The sequence below is a fragment of the Desulfovibrio sp. 1188_IL3213 genome (genome assembly GCF_036763145.1).
Lineage (GTDB): Bacteria > Desulfobacterota > Desulfovibrionia > Desulfovibrionales > Desulfovibrionaceae > Desulfovibrio.
Map to the genome: position 1 here is coordinate 1 of NZ_JBAIYR010000189.1, position 4,393 is coordinate 4,393.

Consider the following 4,393-nt stretch of genomic DNA (forward strand, 5'->3'; position numbering starts at 1 on the left):
CACAGGACGCGCCAAACGTCGTCCAGGCCACGGCCGCATAGCCCATACGCGGCAAACCCCACCAGCCGAGACCCAGCCCGGCGCTGCCGATAAAGTTGATGCCCGCCACAAAACAGAGCGTGGCCGTGGGCAGCCAGACCAGCTTGTGCGCCCGAAAAACGGAGTTGAGCATGATCAGACTGTAATAGAACGGCAACTGCGCGGCATACGCCAGACCAAAGGTGCGCGCCACAGGCGCAAGATGTGCCGGAACCATGCGTTCAAGAGGCAGAGCAGCCAGAATGCCCGCAGCCAGAAGCGCCACCAGCGATCCCGCTGAAAATGAAAGGCAGACGATCAGGCCGGAATAACGCCGCGCACGTAAAATTTTTCCCGCGCCCAGCGACTGGCTGACCATCGCCATGCAGCCGCTGCCCACAATGGCTGTGAGCAGCATGAGCAGCGAGTATACCTGCGCGATAAACCCGAGCGCGGCCAGAACGCCTTCGTCCAGCTGTCCCGCCACCCAAAGATCGGTCATGGACATGACCATGTGGCAAAACATCAGCCCCAGTTGAGGGATAGTAAGGCGGGCCACTTCGCGCGCGGAAACGGGATTTGCATCGGACATGCGGCATAATGGCGCATGACATTTTACAAGTCAAACAAAGTTAGCTTTAAATAACAATAACGGATTCACATTTTTCCAGGCCTGTTCCAAAGGCATGCGCCTGCACGGCTCCACAGGCCATACGCGCCGGGCAAGGCTGTCATTTTGGCCGCTTACATAACTTTCAAAACTCACTATAAAATTACATAAAAAGACTTCTTCCCCGCTGCCGGATATAGAAAAATCAAATTCCGTCAGGAGGGTTTACCCATGCAAAAGACAGAGGATTCATCAGGCAGCCTTTTCAACAGGCTGTGCGACTTCAAGATCGGGCCGGTTCCCCTGCCGCTCTATCTTTGCTTTGCCATCATCATTTTTCTGGCCTCTTATTACGGCAAGCTGCCCAAAGACATGATCGGCGGTTTCGCGGTCATGCTGGTTATGGGCATACTGCTGGGCGACATGGGCCTGCGCATTCCCGTGCTGAAAGACATCGGCGGCCCGGCCATTCTTTCCATCTTCATTCCTTCAGTGCTTGTGTATTACAGCCTGCTGGACGGCCCCGCCAAAGCGGCCATCATACATTTTACCTCCGGTAAAAACGGGGGCGCGAACTTTCTTTATTTCTACATCGCCTGCCTGGTGACGGGCAGCATTCTCGGCATGCTGCGCGAAGTGCTCATCCAGGGGTTCTTGCGCATGTTCGTACCGCTGATTCTCGGCACGCTTGCAAGCTGCCTTGTGGGGACTGCCGTGGGAACCCTGCTCGGCCACGGAACGTTTGAAACCTTCTTTTACATCGTTATTCCCATCATTTCCGGCGGCGTGGGCGAAGGCATTCTGCCTCTCTCGGCCGGATATGCTGAGATTCAGGGTACGGACCCCGGGCGCTTTATCGCCATGGTGGCCCCCGCCGCCATGCTCGGCAACGTTACCGCCATTATCTGCGCGGGCATTCTCAAACGCTATGCCCTGAAAAACCCGCACCAGACCGGCAACGGCAAACTTGTGCGCGTGGGCGACGACAACCTGAACCTCAAGCAGGAAGAAGAACCCATTGACGTAAAAATTCTGGGCATGGGCCTGCTGACCGCCTGCTGCTTCTACCTTTTCGGCATGCTGGTCAATATTTTCATTCCCATTCCCGCCCCGATCATCATGATCCTTTCCGCAGCCATCGCCAAGGCCACGGGCATTATGCCCCGCGTGGCGGAAAAAGCGGCGTACCAGTTCTACCTGTTTGTATCCAAAAACCTCACATGGGCGCTTCTTGTGGGCGTGGGCGTGTGCTTTACCCCCTGGCAGGACGTGGTTGCCGTCATTCAGCCCAGTTATATCATCACGGTCATGTCCACGGTTCTGGCAATGGTCGCCACGGGCTTTTTCAGCGCAAAATTCCTTAACATGTACCCTGTGGAAGCGGCCCTGGTCACAGGCTGCCACAGCGGTCTGGGCGGAACCGGCGATGTCGCCATTCTTTCGGCTGCCGGGCGTATGGAGCTTATGCCCTTTGCGCAGATATCCACCCGCATCGGCGGTGCGGCCGTAGTGGTCGCCGCCGTGATCCTTATGCGCGTGTTCTACGTGGGATAAAACACGGCAACGGCATTCTGACGGGTCTCGGGAATCCGCATGAAGGTCTGGAGCATTGCCCGCACAACAGATAAAATGCTCTGACAAACCCGGCTATCCCGCGCAAGACGCGGGATAGCCGAAACCGCCGGAAAACATATGCAGGGCTACTACGAAATCATCACCGGCCATGACCTGGCCCAGGCGGAAAAGCTGCTTGCAGAGGCTGGCCTGCGCCTGCCGGACGGCCACACATACGGTCTCGGTTTTTATGAAGACGGCCGCATGGCTGCCTGCGGTTTTCTGGCGGGCGACATTCTTTGCGGCATCTGCGTGGCCGCGCATGCGCGTGAGGGCGGCCTGTCCACCGCAATCCTGAGCCGCCTTGTGCTGCACGGCAGGCAGGAAGGCGTCCGTCACTTCTTTATCTTCACCAAAGCCTCTGAAGCTCCCAAGTTTGAAGCCTCCGGCTTTGACCTTGTGGGCAAAAGCCAGGACGCCGCCCTGCTGGAAATGGGGCGTCCCTGCTATGCCGACTGGCTTGCCGCCGTGCAAAACGTCATTGCCGGACACAACTGGAACGAAGGCAGGCAAAGCGGACAGAACACGCAGCCCCCCCGGACAACAGATGCCAGCGGCGCTTGCGCCGCAGCCTTTCATCTTGGCGCCATTGTCATGAACGCCAACCCCTTTACCCTGGGGCACGACTACCTTGCCCGCACTGCGGCTTCGGCCTGCGAACGGCTGCTGGTCTTTGTGGTGGAAGAAGAACGCTCCGTTTTTCCCTTTGCCGTGCGTCTGGCCCTTGTACAAAAAGGGCTTGCGGACGTGGGGAATATCCTTGTGTTGCCCGCCGGGCCATACATGGTTTCACGCGCCAGTTTTCCCGCCTATTTCACCGCCGATGCCAGGGTGGGAACAGTTCATGCCATCCTGGACAGCACCATATTCGCCACGCGCATAGCCCGCGACCTTGGTATAGAAGCCCGGTTTGCAGGCTCCGAACCTTTTGACCCGGTAACTGCGGCGTACAACGACGCCATGCGGGACGTATTTCAAGAGCACGGCATCATGTTTCGAGAAATCCCCCGCCTTGAAAAAAACCATACCGCCGTCAGCGCCTCAAGAGTGCGGGCCTTGCTGGGGCAGACCGCCTCCCCGGCGCCCTGGCCCGAACTCGCCGGACTTCTGCCGCAGGCGACTCTGGATTTCCTGCGTTCGGAGCAGGGAGCGGCGCTTGAAGAAAAACTTAAAAATCATACAGGGCGGCATTGACCAGGCGTTGTTTAAAGCAATTTCACTTTGAAATTGTTCTGGCGGCTGCGTGAGCAGAAGGCCGCCACAAAAGCCCGAGATCTGTTTGTTTGCGCTGTTAAGCGCCGCAACAACCGTTTAAAAAAATTGAGAATACCCAATCTCAAACTCTATGCCCCAGAGCTGGCAACCTGCCATCAAGGAGAAAGCTATGTCTACACAATGCAGTGCCGCCGCAGGTACGCTGGAATCCAACGATATTTTCATCACCATTACAGCCACCGGCGAAAAAGGCGTCTCCATCAACCTCAGCAGCATTGTCATGCACCAGTTTGGCGATGACATTAAAGCCGCCATACAGCAAAGCATGGACGCCTCCGGACTTGATGGCGTGGAAGTGACAGCGCAGGACAAGGGAGCGCTGGAATGCACCATCAAGGCGCGTATGGAAACCGCCATCGCCCGCTTCAAGGAGAAAATGTAATGCGCAACAGAACATTTCTTTTCATGCCCGGCAACAATCCCGGCATGCTTGCCAGCGCGCAATGCCTGGGCGCGGATGTTGTCATTTTTGACCTTGAAGACGCCGTGGCGCAGCAGGAAAAAGACGCGGCCCGCACACTGGTGCGCCACGCGCTCGAAGAGCTGCGCCCTCAGGGCGTGGGCATAACCGTGCGCATCAACGGGCTGGACACGCCGTACTGGCAGGCCGATATGGAGGCGGTTGTCCGCGCGGGAACAGATTTTGTCATGGTTCCCAAGCTTGAAAATGCGGAGCAGGTGCTGCAAGTGGCACAGGCCATTGAAAGCGCACGGGAAAAATACCACGTCACGGCCCAGATCAAGGCACTGGCTATTATCGAAAGCCCCCTTGGCCTGGAAAACGCCTACGCCATTGCTTCTGCGCACAAGGCCCTGCAAGGCATTCTTCTGGGCGCGGAAGATTTTACGGCGGCAATGGGTGCGCAACGCACGGCC

Annotated in this window: 5 protein-coding genes; 4 read left to right on the forward strand and 1 reads right to left on the reverse strand. The window is 57.4% G+C overall.

Annotated features, from left to right (window positions below):
- The coding region (locus V6C16_RS08500; RefSeq protein ID WP_333543008.1) for an MATE family efflux transporter at nt 1-610 on the reverse strand (610 nt) is incomplete at its 3' end.
- A gap of 249 nt (nt 611-859) precedes the next feature.
- Between V6C16_RS08500 and V6C16_RS08505 the strand changes: the two genes are divergently transcribed.
- From V6C16_RS08505 to V6C16_RS08520, 4 genes are all read left to right on the forward strand, one after another.
- The gene (locus tag V6C16_RS08505; RefSeq protein WP_333536347.1) at nt 860-2,182 is read left to right on the forward strand and encodes a 2-hydroxycarboxylate transporter family protein; all 1,323 of its coding nucleotides are present in this window, start codon (nt 860-862) and stop codon (nt 2,180-2,182) included.
- 138 nt (nt 2,183-2,320) lie between these two features.
- Nucleotides 2,321-3,436, forward strand: coding sequence for a hypothetical protein (locus V6C16_RS08510; protein ID WP_333536345.1), 1,116 nt, complete (start codon nt 2,321-2,323; stop codon nt 3,434-3,436).
- A 190-nt stretch (nt 3,437-3,626) separates the two neighbouring features.
- Entirely contained in the window at nt 3,627-3,899 is a 273-nt protein-coding gene (gene citD / locus V6C16_RS08515; protein WP_333536344.1) for a citrate lyase acyl carrier protein, read from the forward strand.
- Nucleotides 3,899-4,393, forward strand: a 495-nt coding sequence (locus tag V6C16_RS08520; RefSeq protein ID WP_333543009.1) for an HpcH/HpaI aldolase/citrate lyase family protein, incomplete at its 3' end; no start/stop codon positions are given. The genes citD and V6C16_RS08520, both read left to right, overlap by 1 nt.

What these genes read in the sequence shown, in the direction of transcription:
- V6C16_RS08505 (WP_333536347.1), top strand. Translation starts at nt 860, where the DNA reads ATGCAAAAGACAGAGGATTCATCAGGCAGCCTTTTCAACAGGCTGTGC.
- V6C16_RS08510 (WP_333536345.1), top strand. Translation starts at nt 2,321, where the DNA reads ATGCAGGGCTACTACGAAATCATCACCGGCCATGACCTGGCCCAGGCG.
- citD (WP_333536344.1), top strand. Translation starts at nt 3,627, where the DNA reads ATGTCTACACAATGCAGTGCCGCCGCAGGTACGCTGGAATCCAACGAT.